24 protein-coding genes and 1 pseudogene are annotated in these 25,168 nt (G+C 72.3%); 8 read left to right on the top strand and 17 right to left on the bottom strand.

All coding sequences use genetic code 11. From position 1 onward, the window contains the following. Window positions 1-152: 152 nt before the first annotated feature. Entirely contained in the window at window positions 153-1,388 is a 1,236-nt protein-coding gene (locus HEP85_RS12765) for a cytochrome P450 (protein ID WP_168527899.1), read from the bottom strand. A gap of 328 nt (window positions 1,389-1,716) precedes the next feature. On the opposite strand from HEP85_RS12765, the gene HEP85_RS12760 reads away from it, so the two are divergent. Then, the gene (locus HEP85_RS12760; RefSeq protein WP_168527898.1) at window positions 1,717-2,886 is read left to right on the top strand and encodes a steroid 3-ketoacyl-CoA thiolase; all 1,170 of its coding nucleotides are present in this window, start codon (window positions 1,717-1,719) and stop codon (window positions 2,884-2,886) included. 89 nt (window positions 2,887-2,975) lie between these two features. Here the strand turns inward: HEP85_RS12760 and HEP85_RS12755 are convergent, their stop codons facing one another. From HEP85_RS12755 to HEP85_RS12715, 9 genes and pseudogenes are all read right to left on the bottom strand, one after another. Further along, entirely contained in the window at window positions 2,976-3,560 is a 585-nt protein-coding gene (locus tag HEP85_RS12755) for a TerD family protein (RefSeq protein ID WP_168527897.1), read from the bottom strand. Between the two features lie 122 nt (window positions 3,561-3,682). After that, the gene (locus tag HEP85_RS12750; RefSeq protein WP_168527896.1) at window positions 3,683-4,378 is read right to left on the bottom strand and encodes a YoaK family protein; all 696 of its coding nucleotides are present in this window, start codon (window positions 4,376-4,378) and stop codon (window positions 3,683-3,685) included. A 345-nt stretch (window positions 4,379-4,723) separates the two neighbouring features. Continuing rightward, window positions 4,724-5,137, bottom strand: coding sequence for a transglycosylase SLT domain-containing protein (locus HEP85_RS12745; protein ID WP_168527895.1), 414 nt, complete (start codon window positions 5,135-5,137; stop codon window positions 4,724-4,726). A 375-nt stretch (window positions 5,138-5,512) separates the two neighbouring features. Next, a complete protein-coding gene (locus HEP85_RS12740; protein WP_168527894.1) occupies window positions 5,513-6,361 on the bottom strand; it encodes an ECF transporter S component in 849 nt (282 codons plus the stop codon). Next, a pseudogene (locus tag HEP85_RS12735) lies at window positions 6,358-8,108 on the bottom strand (ABC transporter ATP-binding protein). Before HEP85_RS12735 ends, HEP85_RS12740 begins: the two are co-directional and overlap by 4 nt. Continuing rightward, window positions 8,105-9,313, bottom strand: coding sequence for an energy-coupling factor transporter transmembrane component T (locus HEP85_RS12730; RefSeq protein ID WP_211118214.1), 1,209 nt, complete (start codon window positions 9,311-9,313; stop codon window positions 8,105-8,107). The pseudogene HEP85_RS12735 and the gene HEP85_RS12730 overlap by 4 nt, the downstream one beginning before the upstream one ends. Before the next feature lie 98 nt (window positions 9,314-9,411). Then, a complete protein-coding gene (locus HEP85_RS12725) occupies window positions 9,412-9,582 on the bottom strand; it encodes a hypothetical protein (RefSeq protein ID WP_369657698.1) in 171 nt (56 codons plus the stop codon). A 42-nt stretch (window positions 9,583-9,624) separates the two neighbouring features. Then, on the bottom strand, window positions 9,625-10,290 hold the full coding sequence (locus tag HEP85_RS12720) for an SCO2322 family protein (RefSeq protein ID WP_329287578.1): 666 nt from the start codon (window positions 10,288-10,290) through the stop codon (window positions 9,625-9,627). Beyond that, on the bottom strand, window positions 10,287-11,540 hold the full coding sequence (locus HEP85_RS12715) for a terpene cyclase/mutase family protein (protein WP_168527892.1): 1,254 nt from the start codon (window positions 11,538-11,540) through the stop codon (window positions 10,287-10,289). Before HEP85_RS12715 ends, HEP85_RS12720 begins: the two co-directional genes overlap by 4 nt. 338 nt (window positions 11,541-11,878) lie before the next feature. Here HEP85_RS12715 and HEP85_RS12710 point away from each other — a divergent pair, with 338 nt between their 5' ends. Next, the gene (locus HEP85_RS12710; RefSeq protein ID WP_168527891.1) at window positions 11,879-12,541 is read left to right on the top strand and encodes a phosphotransferase; all 663 of its coding nucleotides are present in this window, start codon (window positions 11,879-11,881) and stop codon (window positions 12,539-12,541) included. A gap of 65 nt (window positions 12,542-12,606) precedes the next feature. Here HEP85_RS12710 and HEP85_RS12705 read toward each other — a convergent pair whose 3' ends face one another. Further along, complete coding sequence (locus HEP85_RS12705; RefSeq protein ID WP_168527890.1) at window positions 12,607-13,644, bottom strand: MBL fold metallo-hydrolase; 1,038 nt, start codon at window positions 13,642-13,644, stop codon at window positions 12,607-12,609. A gap of 190 nt (window positions 13,645-13,834) precedes the next feature. On the opposite strand from HEP85_RS12705, the gene HEP85_RS12700 reads away from it, so the two are divergent. Both HEP85_RS12700 and HEP85_RS12695 read left to right on the top strand, forming a co-directional pair. Continuing rightward, complete coding sequence (locus HEP85_RS12700) at window positions 13,835-15,292, top strand: aldehyde dehydrogenase (RefSeq protein WP_168527889.1); 1,458 nt, start codon at window positions 13,835-13,837, stop codon at window positions 15,290-15,292. Between the two features lie 3 nt (window positions 15,293-15,295). Beyond that, a complete protein-coding gene (locus HEP85_RS12695) occupies window positions 15,296-15,529 on the top strand; it encodes a ferredoxin (RefSeq protein ID WP_168527888.1) in 234 nt (77 codons plus the stop codon). 456 nt (window positions 15,530-15,985) lie between these two features. Here HEP85_RS12695 and HEP85_RS12690 read toward each other — a convergent pair whose 3' ends face one another. Next, on the bottom strand, window positions 15,986-16,618 hold the full coding sequence (locus tag HEP85_RS12690; RefSeq protein WP_168527887.1) for a TetR family transcriptional regulator: 633 nt from the start codon (window positions 16,616-16,618) through the stop codon (window positions 15,986-15,988). A 226-nt stretch (window positions 16,619-16,844) separates the two neighbouring features. Here HEP85_RS12690 and HEP85_RS12685 point away from each other — a divergent pair, with 226 nt between their 5' ends. From HEP85_RS12685 to HEP85_RS12675, 3 genes are read left to right on the top strand one after another with little or no spacing between them, the layout of a single operon-like run. Next, window positions 16,845-18,323 carry a glycosyltransferase family 4 protein gene (locus HEP85_RS12685; RefSeq protein WP_356012930.1) on the top strand — a complete coding sequence of 493 codons (1,479 nt, stop codon included), beginning with the start codon at window positions 16,845-16,847 and terminating at the stop codon, window positions 18,321-18,323. Then, complete coding sequence (locus HEP85_RS12680; RefSeq protein ID WP_168527886.1) at window positions 18,317-19,063, top strand: class I SAM-dependent methyltransferase; 747 nt, start codon at window positions 18,317-18,319, stop codon at window positions 19,061-19,063. The genes HEP85_RS12685 and HEP85_RS12680 overlap by 7 nt, the downstream gene beginning before the upstream one ends. After that, entirely contained in the window at window positions 19,060-20,127 is a 1,068-nt protein-coding gene (locus tag HEP85_RS12675) for a prenyltransferase/squalene oxidase repeat-containing protein (RefSeq protein WP_168527885.1), read from the top strand. The genes HEP85_RS12680 and HEP85_RS12675 overlap by 4 nt, the downstream gene beginning before the upstream one ends. Window positions 20,128-20,216: 89 nt before the next feature. Here HEP85_RS12675 and HEP85_RS12670 read toward each other — a convergent pair whose 3' ends face one another. Next, entirely contained in the window at window positions 20,217-20,510 is a 294-nt protein-coding gene (locus HEP85_RS12670; protein WP_168527884.1) for a hypothetical protein, read from the bottom strand. 145 nt (window positions 20,511-20,655) lie between these two features. On the opposite strand from HEP85_RS12670, the gene HEP85_RS12665 reads away from it, so the two are divergent. Beyond that, window positions 20,656-21,228, top strand: coding sequence for a hypothetical protein (locus HEP85_RS12665; RefSeq protein WP_168527883.1), 573 nt, complete (start codon window positions 20,656-20,658; stop codon window positions 21,226-21,228). Window positions 21,229-21,250: 22 nt separating this feature from the next. Here the strand turns inward: HEP85_RS12665 and HEP85_RS12660 are convergent, their stop codons facing one another. The 4 genes from HEP85_RS12660 to HEP85_RS12645 form a co-directional block, all read right to left on the bottom strand. Beyond that, window positions 21,251-22,285 (bottom strand): LLM class F420-dependent oxidoreductase, encoded by a 1,035-nt coding sequence (locus HEP85_RS12660; RefSeq protein WP_168533568.1) that lies wholly within the window; start codon window positions 22,283-22,285, stop codon window positions 21,251-21,253. Window positions 22,286-22,400: 115 nt separating this feature from the next. Next, window positions 22,401-23,249, bottom strand: coding sequence for a DUF5336 domain-containing protein (locus HEP85_RS12655; protein WP_168527882.1), 849 nt, complete (start codon window positions 23,247-23,249; stop codon window positions 22,401-22,403). Window positions 23,250-23,407: 158 nt separating this feature from the next. Further along, window positions 23,408-24,397, bottom strand: a complete 990-nt coding sequence (locus HEP85_RS12650) for an N-acetylmuramoyl-L-alanine amidase (protein WP_329287562.1) — start codon at window positions 24,395-24,397, stop codon at window positions 23,408-23,410. A 22-nt stretch (window positions 24,398-24,419) separates the two neighbouring features. After that, the gene (locus HEP85_RS12645) at window positions 24,420-25,070 is read right to left on the bottom strand and encodes a class I SAM-dependent methyltransferase (RefSeq protein ID WP_168527881.1); all 651 of its coding nucleotides are present in this window, start codon (window positions 25,068-25,070) and stop codon (window positions 24,420-24,422) included. Between the last annotated feature and the right edge of the window lie 98 nt (window positions 25,071-25,168).

The raw sequence follows: 25,168 nt of genomic DNA, 5'->3' as shown, positions 1-25,168 counted from the left end.
GTCCGGCGCCGGTCCGATACGCGCGTCGCGGTCCGGGGTCCGGCGTCCCGGCCCTCGGGGGAGGCAGGGGCGGAGCGTAGGGGGCTGCCCCTGCCTCCCGCGGGACGGGCCGACGGGCGCCGGGAGGCCGTCGGCCCGAGCGGGTGCCGGGGTCAGCCGGCGTCGACCTGGAGTTCCTTGACCCCGTTGATCCACGCGGAGCGCAGCCGGCGCGGGTCGCCCACCAGGGAGAGGTTCGGCATCGCGTCGGCGATCGCCTGGAAGATGAGGTCGATCTCCAGGACGGCCAGGGACTTCCCGAGGCAGTAGTGGGGGCCTCCGCCGCCGAAGCCGAGGTGCGGGTTGGGGTCACGGGTGATGTCGAAGTCGCCGGGGTTCCCGAACACCTCGGGGTCGTGGTTGGCGGAGGCGTAGAAGAGGCCGACCCGGTCGCCCTTCCTGATGGCCCTGCCGCCGAGTTCGGTGTCCTGGGTCGCCGTGCGCTGGAAGGAGACCACGGGGGTCGCCCAGCGGACGATCTCCTCGGCGGTGGTCGCCGGACGGGTGCGCTTGTAGAGCTCCCACTGCGCGGGGTGGGTGAGGAAGGCGTGCATGCCGTGCGTGATCGCGTTGCGGGTGGTCTCGTTGCCGGCGACCGACAGCATCAGCACGAAGAAGCCGAACTCGTCGGAACCGAGGTTGCCCTCGTCCTCGGCCGCCACCAGCGTGCTGACGATGTCCTTCGCCGGGCACTGCTTGCGGTCGGCGGCCATGTTCATGGCGTACGAGATGAGTTCGGTGGCCGACTCGGCGCCGACCTCCTCGGTGATGGCGTACTCCGGATCGTCGTACGCGATCATCCGGTTGGACCATTCGAAGATCTTGACCCGGTCGTCCTGCGGGATGCCGATCAGCTCGGCTATCGCCTGGAGGGGCAGTTCGCAGGCGACCTCGGTGACGAAGTCGAAGGGCCCGGAGTGGGCACGCGCGCCCTCGACGATCGCGTGCGCGCGCTCGCGCAGCCGCTGCTCCAGCGCCCGGATGGCCCGCGGGGTGAAACCGCGCTGCACGATCTGGCGGACGCGGGTGTGCTCGGGCGGGTCCATGTTGAGCAGGATCAGCCGCTGGGCGTCGATCGCGTCGCGCTCGATGTGGTCGTTGAAGCGGATGATCGCGGTGTTGAGGGACGAGGAGAAGATCTCCGGGTGCGTGGAGACGTACCTGACGTCCGCGTGCCGGGTCACCGCCCAGTAGCCCTCGTCCTGGAACCCGGCCAGGTTGTGCGGCTGGGGTATCCAGCGGACCGGTTCGGCCCGGCGCAGCTCGGCGAACTCCGGCAGGGGCACACGGTGGTGCAGCAGGTCGGGGTCGGTGAAGTCGAACCCGTCGGGCAGCGCTGGACAGGGCATCGGCAACTCCAGGTCTCACGCGTTCTGTTGTGACGACGGTGTGCTGACGGCCGTGTTCCGCCGGCCGCCCACTGATGGCCTGACGGTCCATCAGAAAAGGGAATCGCCGTGAAGGTAATAACGGGTTCTACAAGTCGCAAGGGGTGCGGCACCCTCAATTGCGCCCGGAGGCGCCATGGATGGCGACTTCGGGGCGTGCACGACCCTTGCGGCACGGGGGCTCCGCTCAGCAGACTGCACGGAGAACTAGTACACGTTCTAGTTCGGCGCGGTGGGTGGGCCGGGACGCCCCGCGCTGCGCGGGTCAGCGAGGAGAGGACCTAGCCCCATGGCCGCGGAACCCGTGATCGTCGAAGCCGTACGCACCCCCATCGGCAAGCGCGGTGGCGCGCTCGCCAATCTCCACCCCGCCTATCTCCTGGGCGAGACCTACCGTGAACTCCTCGGCCGCACCGGCATCCACGCCGACTGTGTCGAGCAGATCGTCGGCGGCACGGTGACGCACGCCGGGGAGCAGTCGATGAACCCCGCGCGCACGGCGTGGCTCACCATGGGCCTGCCCTACGAGACCGCCGCGACGACCGTGGACTGCCAGTGCGGCTCCTCGCAGCAGGCGGCGCACCTGACCGCCAACATGATCGCGGCGGGGGTGATCGACGTGGGCATCTCCTGCGGTGTCGAGGCGATGTCGCGGGTGCCGCTGGGCTCGGGGTCCAAGCACGGCCCGGGGAAACCGTTCCCCGACGAGTGGAACGTGGACCTGCCCAACCAGTTCGAGGCGGCGGAGCGGATCGCGCGTCGCCGCGGGCTGACGCGCGAGAACGTCGACTCGCTCGGTCTCCTCTCGCAGGAGCGGGCGGCCGTGGCCTGGTCCGAGGAGCGCTTCAAGCGGGAGACGTTCGCCGTGCAGGTCCCCACGACGGAGGACGAACAGCGCGCCGGGCAGGGCATGTGGCGGCTCGTCGACCGCGACGAGGGGCTGCGCGACACGTCGGCGGAGGCGCTGTCGCGCCTCAAGCCGGTGATGCCGACGGCCGTCCACACGGCGGGCAACTCGTCGCAGATCTCGGACGGAGCCGCCGCGATCATGTGGGCGTCGAAGCGGATGGCGCGGGCGCTGAAACTGCGGCCGCGGGCCCGGATCGTGGCCCAGGCACTCGTCGGCGCGGACCCGCACTTCCACCTGGACGGCCCGGTCGACGCGACACGGGCCGTACTCGGCAAGGCCGGCATGTCGCTGAAGGACATCGACCTGGTCGAGATCAACGAGGCCTTCGCCTCGGTGGTGCTGAGCTGGGCCCAGGTCTTCGAACAGGACCTGGAGAAGGTCAACGTCAACGGTGGCGCGATCGCGCTCGGGCATCCCGTGGGGGCGACGGGGGCACGCCTGATCGCGACTGCCCTGCACGAACTGGAGCGCAGGGACAAGGAGTTCGCCCTCATCACCATGTGCGCGGGCGGGGCACTGGCGACCGGGACGATCATCCAGCGGCTGTAGCCGGGACAACACCCGGACGGTGTGCCGGGCGGGGGCTGACGTACGGGTCAGCCCCCAAGTCCCCCTCATGTCCCTGCCGGCCGGTGTCCCTACTTGTTCACCGCGAAGCGCATCAGGTCCCGCTCGTCACCCTGCTTGATCCGGCCCGTCTGGTTGATCACCTCCAGCTTCCAGACACCGCCGACCCTTATCGCCTTGGCCACGGCGCAGCCGTTGTCGTTGCTGAGCAGGCTCGGCCAGATGTCGGCGACCTGCTGGATGCTGCCCCCGGTCGCGTCGTACACCTTGATGCTGATGTTCCGCGCCTTCTGGAAGGAACTGCTCTTCTTGAACGCGGCGGCGACGAAGACGATCGACGTGACGTTGGCCGGCACCCGGGCGAACTCGACGGTCACCGTCTCGTCGTCCCCGTCGCCGCGTCCGGTCTGGTTGTCACCGCTGTGCACCAACGAGCCGTTGCCCAGCGGGTCCAGGGAATCGAGGCCCGCCAGCCGCACCGGGTCCGAGCCCTGCATCGCGATCGCGATCAGGTCGAGGTCGGTGCCGGCCTGCCGGCGGAGCTTGCCCATCAGTCCGCCGCTCGATCCGGCGGTGGGGTCCCAGGACACCCCGATGGACAGATGGGTCACCCCGTCGAGGTCCGCCGGGCCGTCTTCCTTCGTGAGCGTGATCATGCGTGATCCTCCTGGTCATCGGACTGCTCCGATGAAGTCTGCCTGGAGCCCCGCGGACGTCGGAAGCCGGGTGAGCACAAGGACCGTTCCCGCCCCCGGAAGGCCCGCCGCCCGGAGCGGGACTACTCCCGCCCGGAGGCCGACACCGCCAGTACCCCCGCCGCCACGGCCGCGATCAACAGGGGGATCCCCAGTCCGTGGTGGAGCACCAGCCACGCGCCCAGCAGCGCGCCCACGGCCATCGCGGCGACGGAGGCGACGCGCCGCGGGGAGCGGCTGCCCGTACCGCCGCCGCCGACGGCGGTGTCGGCCGCGAGGCCCGTCAGCGTCATCGTCAGGACCGTGGTCGTCAGGTCGGGCACACCCAGCTTGCGGACGGTCGCGTTGCGCACGCCCATGGCGAAGGCCGTGACGGCGATCAGGGTGTACGTCGTACCGGTGGCACCCGGCGCGGCGAAGGCGACCGCCGCGCACCCGCCGACGAGCACCGCCTCGACGGCGAGCGTGACCCGCGCCCAGGTCCGGCGCGACCGGCCGCCGAAACGCACCGCGACCCGCCCTCCGACCGCGGCGCCGATCAGGAAGCAGGCGAGCGAGGTCAGCGTGTGCCACACGGAGAAGCCCGGCGCCCCGGCCGCGGCGAAGCCCAGTACCACCACGTTGCCGGTCATGTTCGCGGTGAAGACGTGCCCGAGCCCGAGATAACTCACCGCGTCGATGAGCCCGCTGACCACGGTCAGCCCCAACAGCACCGTGACCAGGCGCAGTCCGCGCGCCTCGGGGTCGTCGGTCCGCGCGGCCGTGCTGTCCGCACCCATGGAGCCTCCGGTCGGCTGGACGGTCGTGGCACACCCAAGTCCACCATGACGCGGAGGACGTCCGGGCGGAACGCTGGGCCGTGGCGTCGCGGACAGGAGTGACGACCCGCGCACGACGCGCGGAAGACGGACCGGTCGGCGCGCGCGGCGGGGACTCCCCGCAGTGGCCGCGCCGGCTGCTCACCGGACCCGTGGGGCCCGCCACCGGATCGGTGCGGATCGGTGCGGTGCGGTGTACGGGTGTACGGGCCGACGTGGCGGACCGCCGACCCGTGGCCCACGACAGGCGAAGGCGGCGGCCCCGGGGATCGGGGGCCGCCGCCTTCACGTGCGGTGGGGGGTCGCTCAGTACCAGTTGTGGGCCTGCCAGAAGCTCCACGCGGCGACCGGGCTGCCGTAGCGGGAGTTCATGTAGTCCAGACCCCACTTGATCTGGGTGGCGGGGTTGGTCTTCCAGTCGGAGCCTGCGGACGACATCTTCGACGCGGGCAGGGCCTGGACCAGACCGTAGGCGCCGGAGGCGGAGTTCGTCGCGCTGGGGTTCCAGCCGCTCTCGCGCTCGACGATCTTGCTGAAGGCGGTGAACTGCGCGGCGTCCGGGATCATCTCGTGCGCGATCGACTGGGCGGAGGAGGCCGAGGTGGTGGCGGCCTGGGCGGGAGCCGCGGCCAGAGCCATGCCGACGGTGGCGGTGGCCACGGCGGCAGTGGTGAGGACCTTCTTCGGAGAGGCGATGCGGCGGATGAAGGAGACGGACACGGAGAACCTTTTTCTTCGGGGACACGACCGTCGCGGTAGGCCGAACCATGTGGTGCGTGGTGACTGCGTACGTCGGCGCCGCGACCCGGGCGGGTCCGTCGGCGCCTCGCGACTGCTTCAGAGAAACAGGCTCGAGGCCCGCCCGCAATGACCCCCTTTTACTAGTGGTGGTCGCATCCGAGGCGAAAGTGCCTTATGTGATCTGGCTCTCAAACCCCAGGTCAGAGGGCATAAGGACGCGTCCATGCCACCGGAATTCACTACTATCGCGCTTCGGATGTGACCAACGTCCTGTGGGCTGCTTCACGCCCCGCCTCGCACAGCGCGCACGCGGATGTGCGGAGCGCGTCCGGCCGGTGTGACGGGCGCCGCAGATCACCGGGGGTCGAACGTGACCGGCGTCTCGAAGGCGGCCCTACGGGTGGCCCGGCGCAGCGCCCTGAGGAGCGGCGCGCCCAGCGTGAGCGTCAGGACGACCGTCACCACGGCCCGGCCCAGGTCCCAGCCGAGCGAGGTGGCCACGCAGTACGCGAGGAAGCGGGCCAGGTTGGCGGGAACGCCGGCGTGCGGGTCGAAGGCGACGTTCGAGGCCAGCGCGTTCATGAAGGGCCAGCCCTCCAGGTTCATGACGGTGCCGTACGCGAAGGCGGCCAGGAACCCGTACACGGCGAGCAGCGTCAGCTCGGCGCGCCCGCGCAGCCGGTCCGGACCGGGCAGCAGCCCGGCGCCCATCGTGAACCAGCCCATGGCGAGCATCTGGAACGGCATCCACGGCCCCACCCCGCCGGTGAGCAGCGCGGACGAGAACATGGTCACGGACCCGAGCACGAAGCCGAACCCCGGTCCGAGCACCCGTCCGCTCAGCACCATCAGGAAGAACATCGGCTCGATCCCGGCGGTCCCGGCCCCGATCGGCCGCAGGGCGGCGCCGGTCGCGGCGAGCACTCCGAGCATGGCGACCGCCTTGGGGCCGAGGCCGGACTCGGAGATCGTCGCGGCCACGACCGCCACGAGCAGGACGAGCAGCCCCGCGAACAGCCAGGGGGCGTCCTGCGCGTGTGTGCCGGCCTGGGAGGCGGGGTCGGCGAGGAGCGGCCAGCCGAATCCGGCGACGCCGATGACGCTCACCAGACCGAGGGCGGCGAGGGAACGGGGGCCGAGGCGGACGGCACGGACCTGGCGCTGGTGCGTGGTGGTGCGCCGTGGGGCGCCGGACATGGTCATGCGAGCGTGTCCCCTGCGAGCGCGTCCCTGATCTGGGCGACGGTGAGCCACGGCTGCGGGGCCAGCACCTTCGTGACCTGCGGGGCGAAGGACGGGGAGGCGACGACCACCTCGGCCGTCGGGCCGTCGGCGACGACCTCGCCGTCCGCGAGGACGACCACGCGGTGCGCGAGCTCGGCGGCGAGCTCCACGTCGTGGGTCGCCAGCACGATGGCGTGCCCCTCGGCGGCCAGCCCGCGCAGGATGGTGACCAGCCGGGCCTTCGCCGCGTAGTCGAGGCCCCGGGTCGGCTCGTCGAGGAGCAGCAGCGGGGGGCGGGCCGTCAGGACGACGGCCAGCGCCAGCGCCAGCCGCTGCCCCTCCGACAGGTCCCGGGGATGGGTGTCGTCGGTGATCGCGGGCAGCAGCGCGGAGACCAGCGCCCGGCAGGTACCGGTCTCGGCGCCCGCGTCGGCGTCGGCCGCGGCGCACTCGGCGGCGACCGTGTCGGAGTACAGCAGGTCCCGTGGCTCCTGCGGTACGAGACCCACGCGCCGGATCAGGTCCTGGGGTGCCGTCCGGTGCGGGACCGCGCCGCCGACCCGGACCGAACCGGCGGCCGGTTCGACCAGCCCGACCAGGGTGCCGAGCAGGGTGGACTTGCCCGCTCCGTTGCGTCCCATCAGCGCGGTGATCCCGCCGGGGGCGACGGTCAGGTCCACGCGGCGGAGCGCCTCGACCTGACCGCGGCGGACGGCGAGGCCCTCGACGACGGCGGCCTAAGCGCGGAGGAGGCCGGGGATTCGGGGGCGCGCCCGCGGAGGAGACGCGGACGGGCGGGCGGGATGAATCGGGGACGGGAGCGACGGGAGGGACGGTGGGGTGGTGGGCCGCCGGTGGGGGCGCCCGGCAAAGGGAGAAGCCCGGGTGCCGCGGTCGCGGGCGGCGCGAGCTCCGCGAGCCGTTCGCGCAGGGCCCCCGCCCTGCGCCGCGCGTCGCGCACGGTGAGCGGGAGCGGGGACCAGCTTAAGCCAGCTACCAGGTCCACCACCGGCGGACACACCGGGGAGACGGCCATGATCTCGGCCGGGGTGCCGAGGAGCGGAGGGGTGCCGGGGGAGGGGAGGAGGGCGACGCGGTCGGCGTACTGGATGACGCGTTCGAGGCGGTGCTCGGCCAGCAGCACGGTCGTGCCGAGGTCGTGGACGAGGCGCTGCAGGACGGCGAGGACCTCCTCGGCGGCGGCCGGGTCCAGCGCGGACGTGGGCTCGTCGAGGACCAGGACCCGCGGGTGCGGGGTGAGGACCGAGCCGATGGCGACGCGCTGCTGCTGGCCGCCGGAGAGGGTGGCGATCGGGCGGTCACGCAGGTCCGCGAGGCCCAGCAGATCGAGGGTCTCCTCGACGCGGCGGCGCATCACCGCCGGTGCGAGGCCCAGCGACTCCATGCCGTAGGCGAGTTCGTCCTCGACCGTGTCCGTCACGAAATGGGACAGCGGATCCTGGCCCACCGTGCCGACGACATCGGCGAGTTCGCGCGGCTTGTGGGTACGGGTGTCCCGGCCGGCGACCGTGACACGGCCGCGCAGGGTGCCGCCCGTGAAGTGGGGGACGAGACCGCCGACCGCGCCGAGAACGGTGGACTTGCCGACTCCGGAGGGCCCGGCGAGCAGCACCAGTTCACCCTCGGGTACCTCGAAGTCCACGCCCTGGACGGTGGGTTCGGCCGCTCCGTCGTATGTCACGGAGACATCCTCGAAGCGGATCATGAGGGCTCCTCGGTGGCGGCGGGTTCCCGGGCGGCCGGGCGATTGCCGGGCGGGCGGTTCCCGGCCGGGCGGGGCTGCCCGGGGACGGGGGCGACGAAGGCGGGCAGCAGGCCGAGCAGCACGGCGGCCGCGGGCCACAGGGGAAGGGCCGGGGCCACCAGGGGGACGACACCGGTACGCAGTGCCACGGGGTCGTAGGCGGCGCAGACGATCAGCCCGGCGGCGACGGCGATGCCGGACCCGGCCACCAGCCACGCCCGTGCGCCCCACACGTCGGGGCGGTAGCGCGTGCGCGGGGAGCGGCGGCCGCCCAGCCACAGGCCGCCCAGCGCCGCGGCCAGCCCGGCGAGCAGCAAGGGCAGTCCGTAACTGTCACCCTCCGCCGTCAGCAGTCCGTACGTGCCCGCGCAGACGCCGACCAGGCCGCCCAGGGTCAGGACGGCGGTGGTGCGGCGGACGGCGGGCGCCACCGCGGCGGTCCGGCCGTAGCCGCGCGCGTCCATCGCCGCGGCGAGCGCGACCGAACGCTCCAGCGCGCCCTCCAGGACCGGGAGGGCGACCTGCAGCAGACCGCGCAGGCCCCGGTCGGGGCGGCCGCGCAGCCGGCGGGCGGCACGCAGCCGTTGCGCGTCCGCGATCAGGTGCGGTGCGAAGGTCAGCGCGACGACGACCGCGACCCCCGCCTCGTACAGCGCGCCGGGCAAGGACTTCAGGAGCCGCGCCGGGTTCGCGAGGGCGTTCGCCGCGCCGACGCAGATGAGGAGCGTGGCCAGCTTCAGACCGTCGTAGAGCGCGAAGACCAGGCCCTCGGCGGTGACCCGGCCACCGATACGGATGCCTTGGGCCCAGTGCGGGAGGGGGACCTCGGGGAGCGTCACGAGGACGTGCGAGCCGGGGACGGGGGAGCCGAGGAGGACCGCGAAGGCGAGTCGGATGCCGAGCACGGCCATACCGAGCCTGACGAACGCGCCGTACGAGCGGGACCAGGGGGCCGAGGTGCGGCGGGCCGCCACCACGTATCCGGCCGTGCCGATGAGGAGGGCGAGCAGCAGCGGGTTGGTGGTGCGGGAGGCGGCGGTGCCGAGGCCCAGGGCCCAGATCCACCAGGCTCCTGGGTGCAGGGCGTTGCCGCGGTGCGCCTGCGGCGCGCGGGTACGCCGTGGCCGCCGACGCCCACGGCGGCCGTCATCGGTCGGGACGGGCAGGACGGGTGTGGCGGGCACGCGGGAGCCGGACTCCGCGCGGGGGAGCCGGGTCGGCCGGGCGGCGTGCCCGAGGGGGGCGACGGGACTGCCGGGTTCGCTTAAGCCGCGTCCGGAGTGCCGGACTTGGGCGGTGCGGGCCGGGGCGCGGGCACGGTGGGGTCGACCGGCGCCGGCGGCGCGGCGGGCGTGGTCGGTGCCGTGGGCTCCCGCGGGGTCCCGTACGGATCGGCCGCCGCCGCGGTACCCCGTTCCTCGTCGCCAGTCGTCACCCGCGTCACCCGCGTCACCTTCGTCGTTTTCGCCACCCCGGCTCAGCCCCGGCGGCGGCGGGCCTGCCAGATCGCGGCCGCGCCCAGGAGGACCACCGCGGCGACGCCCGCGAGCAGGCCCGCCGACGGGCCGTGGTGGGGTGCCCCGGACCGCGGGTGGGCGGACGCCGTCGGCTCGTGCGGGGCCGAGACCTGCTCGCCGCAGCCGGTCCGCGGGTAGCCCGCGATGGCGCACAGCAGGGCGTTGGTGTCGTAGCGGAGGGGCTTGGCCACCGAAGCCAGGGCGTCCGCCGCCGTCGCGTCGGAGGGGACCCGCGCGCAGGCCGTACGCGGCGCCGGCGGCGTCTGCGCGGAGGGAGCGTCGGCCGCCGTGCCGAAGTCGAGGACCAGGGCCACCCGTTTGGCGCCCGCCCGTGCCTCGGTCCTGGCGCAGACGGACGCGAAGTCCGCGTTGCCGCGCGGCTTCGAGGCGTCCTGCGAGTCCTCGCTCACCGCGAAGCGGAACCCCTCGACGTCCCCGTCGGACGGCCGCGCGGTCGACGGGCCCTGGGTCGCGTACGTCCAGGAGCCGCCGGTCCGGTCCCAGAAGGACCAGTAGCGGTAGCCGACGGCCTGCGCCTGCCCGGCCGCGGTGAGCACGAGCAGCAGCGGGGCGAGCAGCAGGGGGACGAGGAACAGGGCCGGGGCCGTCGTGCGGCGCCGCCTCACAGCTGCTGCTTCTTAGAGCGTCCGCTGATCAGGAAGCCGATGCCGATGCCGCCGACAAGACCGACACCGACGATCCACCAGACGTTGACGCCCTTCGCGTCGTCCTTCTTGTCCTTCTTCTCCGCGTCGGTGGAGGCCGCCGCGGAGCCGGACGGCTGGGCGGCCGGACCCGTCGCGCCGAGCTGCTGGACGAGGTCGGTGCCGCCGAACGCGCGCGGGTCGGTGCCGGTCGCGTGCGCGGCGAGGATCAGCTGCGCGTACGCGGCCGGGCCGGACGTCGTCGCCCAGGGACCGGAGTTCTTCTCCAGCCAGGCGAGGGGCTTCTTCGTCTCCGCGATCCCGCCCTGCGCGGCCAGTGCGACGACCGCGTCCGCCGTGTTGCCGTAGTCGGGCTGGTCCTTGGCGCCCGGCATCGCCGACTTCAGGTACGGGGTGTCGCGCAGCAGGCGGGCGAGGTAGGAGGCGCCGTTGTTCGCGGCCTGCGCGGCCGTCGGGGTGTCCGCCTTCTCGCAGGTGTAGCCGTTCGGGAGAGCCTTCCCGGCCGTCGTCACGAGCCCCTTGCCGAGGGCTCCCAGCACCGCGGCGGCCGTGGCGTCCGCGTTGGCGGCCAGCGCGCCCCGCTTGTCCGGCTGGTAGGCGAAGGCGCCCGCGTCGGCGCCCTTGCCGTCGCACGGGACCGACAGCTCGGCCAGCGCGTCGTACGGCGACCTGCCCTCCTCGGACTTCACGTCCCCGGGCTTCCCGCCGGTCGCGGCCAGCGCCCCGACCACCACGGACGTGGAGTTCGCGTCGCTCGCCCCGCCCGCCGTGTAACCCCAGCCGCCGTCCTTGTTCTGTACGGACTCCAACCAGCCGGCCGCCTTGCGCGTCCCGCCGTCGTGCCCGCCGAGCGCGGCGAGGGCCTGGACGGCCGCGGCGGTGCTGTTGGTGTCGACCATGGTCTTGGCGTCGCACGCGGCCGTGGCGTCGGCGCGGTACGCGGCGAACGCGCCGTTCGCGCACTGCTGCCCGGCCAGCCAGTCGACGGCCTTGGCCGCGGGCCGCTCGCCCACCGTGTGCTGGGCGAGCAGGGCGAGGGACTGCCGCCACACACCGTCGTAGGTGGGGTCGGTGCTGCCGAAGAGACCGGAGGGTATCGCCCGGGACGGGGTGGGGGACGGGGAGGAGCCGTCGGCCACGGCGGCCGGGACAAGGGCCGTACCGATCACGACGGTGGCTGCCAGTACCGCGGCGGTGCGGCGAACGATCATGAGTCTCCCTGCGGGGGCCGGGCAGCACCGGGCGCAGGCTTGGCCCCGAGCGGCTCCGGCTCCGTGTGCCTCGACGGTGCCGGCCACCGGCGGGCTGCCGATGGCACGAGTCGCTCACGTCCCGGGCGCGATGATCCGGCTCACCGCCGGCCGGGCGGTTCACGGATCGGGGCCTCCCCGCTCGGACGGAGCCGAGAGCTCGGGGACAGGGCCGGCGCCGGATTTGAACCGGCTTCCTCCCGTACGGGCGTGATGACGACGCGTTCACTCTACCGGCCCGTAGGAATCGCCCCGGCGCCGCCTGTGGGGCGGGGCCCACGACCGGCTAGGTTCGCCTCATGCGGACGGGGAGACTGCTCGGCTCGGGACGTTCGGCGGATGTCTACGAGATCGACGAGACGTGGGTGCTGCGGCGCGACCGGGAGGGCTGGGGCGACGCGACGGCCGAGGCCACGGTGATGGAACACGTACGCCGGCACGGCTATCCGGTGCCGGGGGTGCGGGCGGCGACCCGCGGCGACCTGGTGATGGAACGGCTGACGGGGCCGACCATGCTGGAGGCGTTCGGCGCGGGGCTCTTCTCCGCCGAGGAGGCCGGGCTCACCCTCGCCCGGCTGCTGCGCAAGCTGCACGCCGTGCCCGCGCGGCTCTCCGCCGACCCCGCCGTCCGTGTGCTGCACCTGGACCTGCACCCCGACAACGTGATGCTGACCCCGGACGGTCCGAAGGTCATCGACTGGGCCGACGCCGAGGAGGGCCCGCCGGGCCTCGACTGGGGCATGTCCGCGGTGATCCTCGCGCAGGTCGCCGTCGGCGCCGAGGCGCACGCCGGGGTGGCCGGGGAGACGCTGGCCGCGATGCTCGACGCGAACACGGACTGTATGACGCAGGACGGTCTCACGCAGGCCGTGCGGCGGCGGGCCGCCAATCCGACCATGAGCGCACAAGAGGTCCAACTCCTCGGTGAGGCCGAGGAACTGGTCCGCACGCTGGCCTTCTAGGGCGTGTCGCGAAGGTCCCGCCCGCCTCGCGACGCCCGGCGCGCCCTCTCGCCGCGCCGGGCGGCTCACACCGCCACGTACGTCACCGGACCGCTTCCCGCGACGGCCTCCGCGCGGCCGAGCTTCACCAGGCGGCGGACATGGGCCTCGGCCTCCGAGACGGCGATGTTCCGGGAGCCGAAGGGGATCTGCTCCCAGGGCCGGTTCCACTCCATGCGTTCGGCGAGCTGCCAGGCGGTGAGGGGCGTCGCGAGGAGGGTGAGCAGACCGGTGAGGCGCTCCTCGTGATGGGTGAGCAACTCCCGTACGCGGCCGGGGGCGTCGGTGAACGCGTGCTGGTGGGCCGGCAGCACCTCGGCGGGGTCGAGGCGGCCCACGCGCTCCAGGGAGTCGAGGTAGTCCCCGAGCGGATCGGCGACCGTGACGTCGTCCGGATCCTCGTACAGGCCGATGTGCGGGGTGATCCGCGGCAGCAGGTGGTCGCCGGAGAACAGGCGGCCGTGGCCCGGCAGTCCGGCGGGATGGGCCTCCTCCAGGTGGAGGCAGACGTGACCGGGTGTGTGGCCCGGGGTCCAGATCGCGCGCAGCCGGCGGCCGGCCAGGTCGAGCAGTTCGCCGGGGACGATCTCGCGGTCGGGGAGCGCGGGAGTGAACTGGGGCAGACTGCCCGAGCGCCGGGCCGTGCGCGCCGCGCGCAGCAGCGCCACGTGGTCCTCGGGTGCGCCGCAGGCCTCCAGTTTGTCCGCCATGTAGGCGAACCAGCGCTCGGCCTTGTGCTCCCGGGTCCGCCGGACGATCTCGGTGTCCAGCGCGTGCATCGCGATCCACGCCCCGGACGCGTCCCGCACCTTGCCCGACAGGCCGTGGTGGTCGGGATGGTGGTGGGTGATGACCACGCCGTGCACCTCGGCGACCGGGATGCCGCAGGCGGCGAGCCCGGCGGTGAGGACGTCCCAGGAGGCCGGGTCGTCCCAGCCGGTGTCGATCAGTACGGGGCCCCGGTCGGTGTCGACGACGTGGACCAGCGTGGTGCCGAGGGGGTTGTCGGGGATGGGGACCCTGAGCGACCGTACGCCCCCGCCGTGATCGGTCACCTGTGTCATGGGCTCCCACCAATCGCCGTCGTGCCGTCACTATAACTAGAACGTATTCCAATGGGTGCCCGAACCAACCGTTGTGCCATTGGCTCCGGCCCGTGGACTCCTCCGACCGGAACTGGTATCAGTTCTCGTATCTGATGAAGCGTCAGAAGTCGGCAGTGTCGGAGAACGCCCCCCGGGGAGGCGGTCGGTCATGACCGAGCTCGTGGAACACGGACAGCTGTTCATAGGCGGGGAGTTGACGGACCCCCTGGGCACCGGTGTCATCGAGGTGATCTCGCCGCACACGGAAGAGGTCATCGGGCGCGTCCCGCACGCCTCGGCCGAGGACGTCGACCGGGCCGTCGCCGTCGCGCGGCGCGCCTTCGACGAGGGTCCCTGGCCCCGGATGAGCCCCGGCGAACGGATCGCGGTCGTCACCCGGATCAAGGACGCGATCGGCGCCCGGCACGAGGAGATCGCCCGCGTCATCTCCTCCGAGAACGGCTCCCCTTACTCCTGGAGCGTCCTCGCACAGGCCCTCGGCGCGATGATGGTCTGGGACGCGGCCCTCACGGTGGCGCGCGGCTTCACGTACGAGGAGACGCGCGACGGAGTCCTCGGCAGGATCCTCGTCCGGCGGGAGCCGGTCGGGGTCGTCGCGGCCGTGGTGCCGTGGAACGTGCCGCAGTTCGTGGCGGCCGCCAAACTCGCGCCCGCGCTGCTGACCGGCTGCTCGGTGGTACTGAAGCCGTCCCCCGAATCGCCGCTGGACGCCTACCTGCTGGGCGAGATCGCGCGGGAGGCCGGACTGCCCGAGGGCGTCCTGTCGATCCTCCCGGCCGACCGCGAGGTGAGCGAGTACCTGGTCGGGCATCCCGGTGTCGACAAGGTCTCCTTCACCGGATCGGTCGCGGCCGGCAGGCGCGTGATGGAGGTCGCCTCGCGCAATCTGACCCGCGTGACGCTCGAGCTGGGCGGCAAGTCGGCGGCGGTCGTGCTGCCGGACGCGGACCTCGCCACGGCCGTTCCCGGGATCGTCCAGGCCGCCTGGATGAACAACGGCCAGGCCTGCGTCGCCCAGACCCGCATCCTCGTACCGCGTTCGCGCTACGACGAGTTCGCGGACGCCTTCGCCGCCGCGGCGAGCGCCCTGGTGGTCGGCGACCCGCTGGACCCGGCGACCCAGGTGGGCCCGCTGGTCGCCGAGCGGCAGCGGCGGCGCAGCCTCGACTACATCCGCATCGGCCAGGAGGAAGGCGCCAAGGTCCTCACCGGCGGCGGCCGTCCGCACGGCCTCGACCGCGGCTGGTACGTCGAACCCACCCTCTTCGGCGACGTGGACAACTCCATGCGGATCGCCCGCGAGGAGATCTTCGGACCGGTGATCTGCCTGCTCCCCTACGGCGACGAGACCGAGGCCGTGAAGATCGCCAACGACTCCGACTACGGGCTGAGCGGCAGCGTCTGGACGGCGGACGTCGCCCACGGCATCGACATCGCGCGCCAGGTCCGTACCGGCACCTACTCCGTCAACACCTTCAGCCTCGACATGCTCGGCCCCTTCGGCGGCTACAAGAACTCCGGGCTCGGGCGGGAGTTCGGCCCCGAGGGCTACGGCGAGTTCCTGGAGCACAAGATGATCCACCTGCCCGCGGGCTGGGAGGCGTAAGGGATGGGCGACCGCTGGAACATCGAGGTCGACCGCTCCCTCTGCATCGGCTCCGCCCAGTGCGTCCACCTCGTCCCGGACGCCTTCCGCCTCGACTCCGCCATGCAGTCCCACCCCGCCGAACCGGAGACCGACGCCAACGAGAGGCTGCTCGCGGCGGCGGAGGGCTGTCCGGTGGAGGCCATCATGATCACGCTGCTGGGCAGCGGGGAACCGGTGTTCCCGCCCGAGGAGTGATTTCGAAAAAAGTCTCACTTTGGGGGGTTCATCCAGTGATGGAGGTTCTATCCTGGTATTGGCCTACGAGACGAGTGAGGGAGTTCAACCGGAGTAGCCGACTTCGGCGTGAGGCAGCAACCTCCGCTGGGGCCGACGTCGACGGTCGAGCTGAGAGGCCGGACGGTAGCAGGCGGACCCGAAGGCGACCCCCAGCACCTGATCCGGACCATACCGGCGAAGGGAACCCGTCTCGTGGGTTCTCCACATGCGCGGGCGCGCCCTAAGGGCTGTCCCGTAATCCCCGGTGGATCAGCGCGCGGCGTCAGATGCGGTCATCGCAAGGCGGAGGGTCGTCCTCATACTGGGCGTATTCGGGCGATCCGACAACGCGGCGTGGGGGTCCCCCCTGCTCGAAGAGCTCGGGGGAGTGCCGTAGCTGTCGTCGTGCGCCCGCCGGGGATTACGGGACAGCCCTTAGCTCCGTTCGCCCGGGTCCGTCAGGTCGATGAGACGGCACACCGTCTCGATGTCGATCTTGACCTGGGCGATGGAGGCGCGCCCGGAGAGCCAGGTGATCAGGGCCGAGTGCCAGGTGTGCTCGATGACGCGGACCGCGGAGAGCTGGGCGGGGCTCGGGTCGTCCAGGCCCATGGCGTCCAGGATGATCGCCGTGGTCTGCCGGGACACCTGGTCGACCTCGGGGCTCACGCTGCGGTCCGCGAAGGTCAGCGCGCGGACCATGGCGTCGGCGAGGTGCGGCTCGCGCTGCAGGGCGCGGAAGGCCCGCATCAGGGTCTCGGACACCCGCTCCGCGGCCGTTTCGCCGGCCGGCGGTTTCTTGCGCAGGGTGCCGTGCATGTGGTCCAACTGGTCCTGCATGGTGGCCACCAGCAGATGGACCTTCGAGGGGAAGTAGCGGTAGAGCGTGCCCAGGGCGACCTGCGACGACTCCGCGACCTCACGCATCTGCACCGCGTCGAAGCCGCCCCGGCCGGCCAGCTGCGCGCTCGCGTGCAGGATCCGCCGACGGCGTGCTTCCTGCCGCTCGGTGAGCCGGGGAGAGGCGAACTGCGCGGACTTGGCTTCCACCTTGACTTCCGCAGGCATGGGTCCCGTTCCGTGGGTTCAGCTGGAGGAGCGATCAGACAGCATGGCAGAACACATCCGCGGGCCGGAACGCCTCCGTCGTGGCGCGGATCACCTGATCCACTTCTCACAGAAGCCCTACCTGCCGGTAGATTCAGTGCTCCTCGAACGATCAAGTCTGAAACTTGTTCTAGATTAGCGTCCCGGCGTAATCTCGCGGGAATGTGCAGGGAGAAGGGGGCCGTAAGTGACCGCTGAGGCCATGGAGGCGGGCCCCGGAGCGGGCGCGGCCATCGACGGCGACGGACCGTTGCGCATCGCGCTCCTGACGTACAAGGGAAACCCGTTCTGCGGCGGTCAGGGCGTGTACGTACGACACCTCTCGCGCGAACTCGCCCGTCTCGGGCACCGGGTCGAGGTCATCGGTTCCCAGCCGTACCCCGTCCTGGACGAAGGCCTCCCCGGCCTGAGCCTCACCGAACTGCCCAGCCTCGACCTCTACCGCCAGCCGGACCCCTTCCGGACGCCGGCGCGCGAGGAGTTCCGCGACTGGATCGACGCCGTCGAGGTCGGGACCATGTGGACCGGGGGCTTCCCCGAGCCGCTGACCTTCTCGCTGCGCGCCCGCCGCCATCTGCGGGCCCGGCAGGGCGCGTTCGACGTCGTGCACGACAACCAGACCCTCGGCTACGGGCTGTTGGGAGACGTGGGCGCGCCGCTGGTGACCACGATCCACCACCCCATCACCGTCGACCGCCGGCTGGAGCTGGACGCCGCCGAGGGGCGCCGCCGCCGCGCGTCCGTGCGCCGCTGGTACGCCTTCACACGGATGCAGAAGCGCGTCGCACGCCGTCTGCCGTCCGTGCTCACCGTCTCCGGCACCTCCCGCCAGGAGATCGTCGACCACCTGGGCGTCACCCAGGACCGCATCCACGTCGTGCACATCGGCGCCGACACCGACCTCTTCTCGCCCGACCCCGCCGTGCCGCAGGTGCCGGGCCGGATCGTCACCACCTCCAGCGCGGACGTGCCGCTCAAGGGACTCGTCCACCTCGTCGAGGCGCTCGCCAAGGTGCGCGCCGAGCACCCCGGCGCCCACCTCGTCGTGGTCGGCAGGCGCGCCGAGGACGGGCCCGTCGCCCAGGCCATCGAGCGGTACGGCCTGGAGCGCGCCGTCGAGTTCGTCAAGGGCATCTCGGACGCGGAACTCGTCGACCTCGTACGGTCCGCCGAAGTCGCCTGTGTGCCCTCCCTGTACGAGGGGTTCTCGCTGCCCGCCGCCGAGGCCATGGCCACGGGTACGCCGCTGGTGGCCACCACCGGCGGAGCGATCCCGGAGGTCGCGGGCCCCGACGGCGAGACCTGCCTGGCGGTGCCGCCCGGCGACGCCGGCGCGCTGGCCGCGGGCCTGAGCCGGCTCCTGGGAGACCCGGAACTGCGCGCGAGGCTCGGCTCCGCCGGGCGCGCGCGGGTCCTGGAGCGCTTCACCTGGGCCCGCGCCGCCCAGGGCACGGTCGCCCACTACCGCGAGGCCATCGCCCACGCCGCGGCTCCCGCCCCCCGCCGCTCCGTGCCGGGCCCCGACTCCTCCGTGTCTCCGGTCCCCGGCCACCTCGCGTCACCGGTCTCCGGCCTCTCCGCGACCCCCGGTGCCGCCCCCGCGGGCGTCGCCGAAGAAGCAGCTGAAGTTGTCGTATCCAATCGCGAAAGCAGGGCCACGTGCTGACCGTCGACTTCTCCCGGTTCCCGCTCGCGCCGGGCGACCGCGTACTGGACCTCGGGTGCGGTGCCGGCCGGCACGCGTTCGAGTGCTACCGGCGCGGCGCCCGGGTCGTCGCGCTGGACCAGAACGGCGAGGAGATCCGCGAGGTCGCCAAGTGGTTCGCGGCGATGAAGGAGGCGGGTGAGGCGCCCGAGGGGGCGACCGCCACCGCCATGGAGGGCGACGCCCTCCAACTGCCCTTCCCCGACGAGTCGTTCGATGTCGTGATCATCTCCGAGGTGATGGAGCACATCCCCGACGACAAGGGCGTCCTCGCCGAGATGGTCCGGGTGCTCAAGCCCGGCGGCCGGATCGCGATCACCGTCCCGCGCTACGGGCCCGAGAAGGTCTGCTGGGCGCTGTCCGACGCGTACCACGAGGTCGAGGGCGGCCACATCCGCATCTACAAGGCGGACGAACTGCTGGGCAGGATGAAGGAGGCCGGGCTCAAGCCGTACGGCACCCACCACGCCCACGCCCTGCACAGCCCCTACTGGTGGCTGAAGTGCGCGTTCGGCGTCGACAACGACAAGGTGCTGCCCGTGCGGGCCTACCACAAGCTGCTGGTCTGGGACATCATGAAGAAGCCCCTGGCCACCCGGGTCGCGGAGAACGCGCTGAACCCGCTGATCGGCAAGAGCTTCGTGGCGTACGCGACCAAGCCGCACCTGCCCGTCGCCGCCGCCGCGGTGGACGCTTCGTGACCACACCCCGTACGGAGCACCTCGTCCTGCCCGGGGTGCTCACCGCCGAGGAGGCCGCCGTCACGGTGCGCGCGATCCTCGGGGCGCAGCGTCCGGACGGCGCCATACCGTGGTTCCGCGGTCACCACCTCGATCCGTGGGACCACACCGAGGCGGCCATGGCGCTGGACGCGGCGGGCGAGCACGAGGCGGCCGAGCGGGCCTACGCGTGGCTGGCCCGGCACCAGAACCCGGACGGTTCCTGGTACGCGGCCTACGCCGACGGGGACTTCGAGGACGTCACCGACCGCGGCCGGGAGACCAACTTCTGCGCGTACATCGCGGTGGGCGTCTGGCACCACTACCTGGCCACCGGCGACGACGCCTTCCTGGACCGGATGTGGCCGTCGGTCTACGCGGCCGTGGAGTTCGTACTGGGGCTCCAGCAGCCCGGCGGACAGATCGGCTGGAAGCGCGAGGACGACGGGACCGCGACGAACGAGGCGCTGCTGACCGGGAGTTCGTCGATCCACCACGCGCTGCGCTGCGCGCTCGCCATCGCCGACCAGCGTGAGGAGCCGCAGCCCGACTGGGAGTTGGCGCTCGGTCTGCTGCGGCACGCGATCCGCAGGCACCCGGAGCGGTTCCTCGACAAGGACCGCTACTCGATGGACTGGTACTACCCGGTGCTCGGCGGCGCGTTGACGGGCGTCGAGGCCGAGTCCCGGATAGCGGAGGGCTGGGAGCGTTTCGTCGTGCCCGGACTCGGTGTGCGCTGTGTCGTGCCCAACCCGTGGGTGACCGGCGGTGAGTCGGCCGAACTCGCCCTGGCGCTGTGGGCCGTGGGCGAGTCCGACCGTGCTCTGGAGATTCTCCAGTCCATCCAGCATCTGCGCGATCCGAAGACCGGCCTGTACTGGACGGGCTACGTCTTCGACGCCCGGGCGGTGTGGCCCGAGGAGCTGACCACCTGGACGGCGGGTTCCCTCCTCCTCGCCGTCGCCGCGCTGGGCGGCGACGAGCCGACCTGCGCGGTCTTCGGCGGCGAACGTCTGCCGCGGGGCCTCGACGCGGAGTGCTGTTAGGCCGTGTCCGCCCCTGCCGGCCGGATCGGTGACGGAAGCCCGGTGGGCGGGGGCGGACACGGCCCTGCGAGCCGTGGTGCCGGAATGGCTCAGTGGCGGTGCATGCGGTTGGCGATGGCGTGGCCGATGAAGAGGTAGACGACGGCGGCGAGACCGTAGCCCGCGACGACGCGCGCCCATGCGTCGTCGAAGGTGAACAGGTCACGGGACCAGCCCGCGAGCCAGCTCGCCAGGTTGTGGACGAACTGGACCAGATCGTTGGCCCGGTTTGCGTCCAGCAGATACATGAGGATCCACAGGCCCAGGATGAGGGCCATCACGTCGGCGACGATCGCGATGACCGTGCCCGCCTGGTTGGAGCCGTTGCGATATCGAGGGGACATGCCGTCCGGGTTGCCGCGTATTCAGGGTTGAAACCCGTACGGGTTTCGCCCAAGTGGCGTAATGCACGGAGCCGGGTGAGGCTGCTGTAAGAGCCGTGTTCTCCCCGCATCCGGGGAGAACCGTTCCCCCACCCCGGAGGACCCCGTGCCTGTATCGATACGGCGCCTCATTGTGGCGCTCACTCTTTCCTGTGCTCTGGTCGCCGGTGCCACCGCCTGCTCAAGCAGCGGCAGCAGTGCCCGCAAGGACACCGCGGCCGTCGCAGCTGCGGTGGCCGCGACCCCGTCCCCGAGTACCACGGCAGAGAAGCAGAGGCTCTCGAAGACCCGCTTCGTGGCCAACGCGAGCCTCGCGGCCGGAGCCACCTACCAGTGGATCGTGAAGCCCTGGAAGGCCGGAAAGTTCAAGAAGGGCGTGAAGGGACGCAAGCTCGCACTCATCAAGGCGGGCGTCGCGGGCGCCTTCGCGTACAACAGGCTCAAGGCGGCGAGCAAGAACGCCAAGGGCGACCCGACCCTGTCCAAGGCGATCGGCCCGCTGACCGCGGGCATCACCGCCCTCAAGGGCCTGCCCGCCAAGCTCCGCAAGGGCAAGTCGACCGACGACACGGTGGGTTCCTTCGACGACATCATCAACCAGGTGAAGGACGCCGGTAAGAGCGCGGGCGCCAATGTCACCGACAAGGTGCCGTCGAGCGCCCAGCTGACCCACGGCTGAAGTCCCTTCGGCCCTGCCGGACCTAGGAGTTGAGGTCCGCCAGGACGCGGAGCGAGTGAGGGTCCGGCGACAGCGCCAGCAGGTCTGTCACCGGACCCTTGCGCCACAGGTCGAGCCGTTCGGCGATGCGCTCACGCGGCCCGACCAGTGAGATCTCGTCGGCGAAGGCGTCCGGCACGGCCAGCACCGCCTCCTGACGGCGCCCGGCGAGGAACAGCTCCTGGATGAGCCGCGCCTCCTCCTCGTAGCCCATGCGGGTCATCAGATCGGCGTGGAAGTTGCGCGCCGAGTGCCCCATGCCGCCGATGTAGAAGCCGAGCATCGCCTTGACGGGCAGCAGCCCCTCGGCGACGTCGTCGCAGACGCGGACGTGGGCCATGGGCGCGACGAGGAACGGGGCCGCACCCGCTCCCGCGCGGGCGTCACCCAGCTCCGCCAGCGCGGCCTCGTACGCCTGCGGGCGGGTGGGCGACCAGTACAGCGGCAGCCATCCGTCCGCGATCCGGGTCGTCTGCGCGATGTTCTTCGGCCCCTCGGCGCCGAGCAGGACGGGCAGGTCGGCGCGGAGGGGATGGGTGATCGGACGCAGCGCCTTGCCGAGCCCGGTGCCGTCGGCCCCCCGGTAGGGATGGGAATGGAAGCGCCCGTCGAGTCGCACGGGCCCCTCGCGTCTGAGGACCTGGCGCACGACGTCCACGTACTCCCGGGTCGCGGTCAGCGGGGACTTCGGGAAGGGGCGCCCGTACCAGCCCTCCACCACCTGCGGCCCCGAGAGGCCGAGGCCGAGCATCATCCGGCCGCCCGAGAGGTGGTCCAGCGTGAGCGCGTGCATCGCGGTCGTGGTAGGGGAGCGGGCGGCCATCTGCGCGACCGCCGTGCCGAGGCGGATACGGGTGGTCTGCGCGGCGATCCAGGTCAGCGGGGTGAAGGCGTCCGAACCCCAGGACTCGGCCGTCCACACGGAGTGATAGCCGAGCCTTTCCGCCTCCAGCGCCAGCGGCAGATGGTCCGCGGAGGGGCCGCGCCCCCAGTAGCCGAGTGCGAGGCCGAGCCGCATGTCCCCTCCAGGCGCCATGTTCTGACGCATCGTCAGCTCTGTGCAACCGTCAGGCGACTGTACGGCAACGGCCCCCCGCCCGAAAGGGCGAGGGGCCGCGGGGAAGCGGTGCGCGTCAGCCGCGCTGGATCCCTGACATGTCCTGCAGCACACCGCGGCGGCCGTCCTGCGTCTGCGCCACCAGGTGCTGGCCACGCTGCTCCACGGCCAGGTACCAGGTGCCCGGCGCGAGCTCGGCGATCGGCGCCGGCGAACCGTCCTCCGAGAACAGCGGACGCGGCACCGGAACGGCGAACCAGAACGGCGAGAAGTCCCCGGCGGGCTGCTGCGCCTGCGGGGCCGGCGCCTGCTGCGGCTGGCTGGGCTGCGCGCCGAACGACTGCCCCTGCTGCGGCTGACCGCCGTAGGGCTGACCCGGCTGCGGGGCACCCGGGTACCCGTAACCACCCTGCGGCTGACCGCCGTAGGGCTGGGGGGTGGCGGGCTTCGGGGCGGGCACGAGGGCGACCTGGAGCGCCGGGACCAGCGGGGTGGCGATCGCGGCGGCCGCCATGACGAGCGTCGCGATGAGGGCGAGGATGAGGCCGATGCCGGGACCCACACCGCTGCCCGCGTTCTTGACGTTGTTGACGCCGCCCGTCGGGTCGAAGACGTTCCCGAGCGCGCTCCACGCGGCGAAGACGGTGAGGGCGACACCGAACGGGCCGAGGTCGAGTCCGGCGACCTTGGGCACCTGCGGCAGGGCGCGGGAAGCGACGACCAGCCCGGCACCGATGATGCCGGCCAGGACCACGCTCAGCACGAAGGAGCCGCTCGCCCAGGTGCTGGGACTTTCCGTGCTGATCGTTTGCCCGCCGATGGTGACGTCGTCGATCGAAAAGATGGCGAGGAACGACGCGATGAACAGCAGTACCGCTGCTCCGATCACCACGCCGTCGCCTCGAGTGAGGGAGCGGATATTCACTTCAGGTCCTTCGTCAGTCGTCTCGTCGTCGGTGGAGGCGTCGCTGACACCATGTCGCCGTCAGGCCCTGGTGTGAAGCGCGGGGGCGGCCCCACATCGTAAAGGCGACACTATCGCCCGCTTGATCGGGGTGTCCGGAAGGTGTGACCCGCCGGTCACTACCCGCGCAGGAAACCCACGATTCCCTCAGAGATCCCACGCGCCGCCTTCTGCCGCCACGCGCCGCTGGTCAGCAACGCCGCGTCCTTGCTATCGCGCATGTTGCCGCACTCGATGAACACCTTGGGAACCGTTGACAGATTGAGACCGCCGAGATCGCTGCGGACGTCCAGTCCGGTGCCGCCGCCGATGTAGTTGGAGGGCGCGCTTCCGGTGGCGCGGACGAAGTTGCCCGCGATGCGCTCACCCAGATCGCGCGACGGGGCGACGATGGGCCGGGTGTCGGCGTCGCCCGAGTGGACGGACGCGGGGAGGATGACGTGGAAGCCGCGGTTGCCGGCCGCGGAACCGTCCGCGTGGATGGAGACGACCGCGTCGGCGTGCGCGTCGTTGCCGATCCGGGCCCGCTCGTCGACGCACGGGCCCCAGGGGCGGCCGCCGTCCTGGGTGAACTTCACCGTGGCGCCCTCCTGTTGGAGGAGCGTGCGCAGCCGGCGGGCGACGTCGAGGGTGAACCGGGCCTCGGCGTAACCCGCGTTGGTCGACGTGCCGGTGGTGTCGCACTCCTTGGAGTTCGTGCCGATGTTCACCTTGCGGTTGATGTCGGCCGTGTGCTCGAAGTTGCCCGGGTTGTGTCCTGGGTCGACGACCACGACCTTGCCCTTGAGCGGGCCGGAGGCGGCGGGGCCGCCCGCGGTGGAGGGACCGGAACCGGTGGAGGCCCCGGAGGGGGACGGGCTCCGTCGCTGCCCCTCGTCCGTCCCGGACGCCGACGGCGTCCGGGACGCGGCGGCCCCGGAGGACGGGGACGCCGGCGAGGCGGACGAGGACGCGGCGGCCCCGGAGGGACCGCCCGGGTCACCCACCGCCTGCCACACCAGCCATCCCACCAGTGCGCCGGGCACCAGCGCGGCGAGCGCCACGGTCATCGGCCCGCGCCGGGAGCGGCGCGGCTGGGGAGGATCGAAGTCAGGGCCTACGTACGACACGTCTGCGACTCTAACCGGGCCCTCAGATCCCTGCTCCCGTTCGGCGCAGGACGCGCAGTGAGCCGGTCGCCGAGATCTCCGTGAACGCGCCGGACCCCAGGGCCCGGAGGTAGACGCGGTACGGGGCCTGGCCGGTGAACTCGTCGGCGGGGTCCGGGAACACGTCGTGGATCAGGAGCAGGCCGCCCTCGGCCACATGCGGGGCCCAGCCGTCGTAGTCGCCGGACGCGTGCTCGTCGGTGTGACCCCCGTCGATGAAGACGAGACCCAGCGGCGTCCCCCAGAACGCGGCGATCTGCGGTGAGCGGCCGACGATCGCGACCACCTGCTCCTCCAGGCCCGCCCCGTGGAGGGTGCGGCGGAAGGTGGGGAGCGTGTCCATCCGGCCGATCTCGGGGTCGACGGTGGACGGGTCGTGGTACTCCCACCCGGGCTGCTGCTCCTCGCTGCCCCGGTGATGGTCGACCGTGATCGCCGTCACCCCGGCCGCGCGCGCCGCGTCGGCGAGCAGGATCGTGGAGCGCCCGCAGTAGGTGCCGACCTCTAGGAGAGGCAGGCCCAGCCGGCCCGCCTCGACCGCGGCGTCGTACAGCGCGAGGCCCTCGTCGAGCGGCATGAACCCCTTGGCGGCCTCGAAGGCGGCGAGAATCTCCGGCTTGGGTGCCGCGGGCATGGGGTCCTCCAGCTGGTACCGGTCCCTCGTGCGCGGGTCCGTGGGCGCCCCATGCTGCACCACACCCCCGCCGCGGGGGCGACGGGGGTGGGCTGCCG

This window comes from Streptomyces sp. RPA4-2, from assembly GCF_012273515.2.
GTDB classification, from domain to species: domain Bacteria; phylum Actinomycetota; class Actinomycetes; order Streptomycetales; family Streptomycetaceae; genus Streptomyces; species Streptomyces kaempferi.
Note: the sequence above shows the minus strand (reverse complement) of the source record. Positions and strands in the feature narration are given on the sequence as shown.

Coding starts and splice junctions, on each gene's coding strand:
- HEP85_RS12765 (WP_168527899.1), bottom strand. CDS start 1,388: ATGCCCTGTCCAGCGCTGCCCGACGGGTTCGACTTCACCGACCCCGAC.
- HEP85_RS12760 (WP_168527898.1), top strand. CDS start 1,717: ATGGCCGCGGAACCCGTGATCGTCGAAGCCGTACGCACCCCCATCGGC.
- HEP85_RS12755 (WP_168527897.1), bottom strand. CDS start 3,560: ATGATCACGCTCACGAAGGAAGACGGCCCGGCGGACCTCGACGGGGTG.
- HEP85_RS12750 (WP_168527896.1), bottom strand. CDS start 4,378: ATGGGTGCGGACAGCACGGCCGCGCGGACCGACGACCCCGAGGCGCGC.
- HEP85_RS12740 (WP_168527894.1), bottom strand. CDS start 6,361: ATGACCATGTCCGGCGCCCCACGGCGCACCACCACGCACCAGCGCCAG.
- HEP85_RS12715 (WP_168527892.1), bottom strand. CDS start 11,540: ATGATCGTTCGCCGCACCGCCGCGGTACTGGCAGCCACCGTCGTGATC.
- HEP85_RS12710 (WP_168527891.1), top strand. CDS start 11,879: ATGCGGACGGGGAGACTGCTCGGCTCGGGACGTTCGGCGGATGTCTAC.
- HEP85_RS12705 (WP_168527890.1), bottom strand. CDS start 13,644: ATGACACAGGTGACCGATCACGGCGGGGGCGTACGGTCGCTCAGGGTC.
- HEP85_RS12700 (WP_168527889.1), top strand. CDS start 13,835: ATGACCGAGCTCGTGGAACACGGACAGCTGTTCATAGGCGGGGAGTTG.
- HEP85_RS12695 (WP_168527888.1), top strand. CDS start 15,296: ATGGGCGACCGCTGGAACATCGAGGTCGACCGCTCCCTCTGCATCGGC.
- HEP85_RS12690 (WP_168527887.1), bottom strand. CDS start 16,618: ATGCCTGCGGAAGTCAAGGTGGAAGCCAAGTCCGCGCAGTTCGCCTCT.
- HEP85_RS12670 (WP_168527884.1), bottom strand. CDS start 20,510: ATGTCCCCTCGATATCGCAACGGCTCCAACCAGGCGGGCACGGTCATC.
- HEP85_RS12660 (WP_168533568.1), bottom strand. CDS start 22,285: ATGCGGCTCGGCCTCGCACTCGGCTACTGGGGGCGCGGCCCCTCCGCG.
- HEP85_RS12645 (WP_168527881.1), bottom strand. CDS start 25,070: ATGCCCGCGGCACCCAAGCCGGAGATTCTCGCCGCCTTCGAGGCCGCC.